This is a genomic window from Desertihabitans aurantiacus, from assembly GCF_003344635.1.
Classification (GTDB): Bacteria; Actinomycetota; Actinomycetes; order Propionibacteriales; family Propionibacteriaceae; genus Desertihabitans; species Desertihabitans aurantiacus.
The window spans coordinates 1-1059 of the sequence record NZ_QPKK01000516.1 but is presented as its reverse complement, the minus strand read 5'-3'; the positions used below and the strand labels follow the sequence as shown (position 1 = coordinate 1059).

2 protein-coding genes are annotated in these 1059 nt (G+C 77.8%); both read right to left on the bottom strand.

Annotated features, from left to right (window positions below; genetic code table 11):
• Positions 1 to 368, bottom strand: a 368-nt coding sequence (locus tag DVA66_RS20625) for a glycosyltransferase family 4 protein (RefSeq protein ID WP_157974228.1), incomplete at its 3' end; no start/stop codon positions are given.
• Positions 365 to 1059: phosphatidylinositol mannoside acyltransferase (locus tag DVA66_RS20620; RefSeq protein ID WP_114561593.1), on the bottom strand; the 695-nt coding region annotated here is incomplete at its 5' end. The genes DVA66_RS20620 and DVA66_RS20625, both read right to left, overlap by 4 nt.

Genomic DNA, 1059 nt, shown 5'->3' with positions numbered 1-1059 from the left:
GCCGCGGCCAGCGCGGTCCAGGAGACCAGCGGGGCGAGCGGCTCGTGCAGGTGCAGCAGGTCGACCCCGGCCGCGGCCACCCAGCCTCGGACGGCGCGCACGGTGGCCGGGCCCAGCCCGACCCGGGCCACCGACCCGTTCCAGCGCACCGCGTGGGCGGGGCCGGTGGAGGCGACCGGCGGGCTGCCGTGGCGGCGGTGCAGCTCCGGGGGCACTTCGCCGGGGGCCAGCACGGTCGGACGGTGGCCCTGCGACTGCAACCAGCCGGCCAGGCCGAGCACGTGGTTCTGCACCCCGCCGGGGGTGTCGAGGGCGTAGGGGCAGACCAGGCCGACCCGCAGCCCGTCCGCCCCGGGCGGCCGGCTCATCGCCCGAAGTAGGGCTGCAGCATGTGCCAGTCCTCGGGGTGCGCGGTGATCTCGCGGCCGAAGAAGTCGGCCAGCTGCTGGGTCATCCGGGTCAGCCCGTCGCGCCCGGGGTGGGGCTCGACCGGCTCGCTGAACCGCATCCGCATCCGCCCGCCCTCGTAGTGGCAGGCCAGCCCGATCAGCAACGCGCCCGAGCGGCGGGCGACCAGGGCGGGCCCCGGCGGCAGCCGGACAGGCCGCGGTCCGGCGGGGGTGGGCCAGTCGACGGCGATGCCGGCGCCGGCCATCAGCCGGTCGGCCATCAGGCACACCACCCGGCCCTCGGCCACCGCGGCGGTGAGCCGGGCCAGCGCGCGGGGGTCGCGGTGGGACAGCACCTCCATCCCCAGCGCGGTGCGCAGCCGGGTGAAGGCGCCGAACTCGGCCTCGGCCAGCTGCTCGGCCACCGTGGTCACCGGCAGACCGCTGAGGCAGGCCCAGGCGCCGACCAGGTCCCAGTTGGCCAGGTGCGGCAGCGCCACCACCGCCCCGCGGCCGCGGGAGGCGGCGCGGAGCACCGACTCCCCCACCGGGTCGGTGAGCACCAGGCTGCGCACCTGGTTCGGCGTCCAGGACGCCAGCGCCAGCACCTCGGTCCACATCCGGGTGTAGGAGGCCAGGGCCTGCTCCACCAGCGCCTCCGACGCCGGCG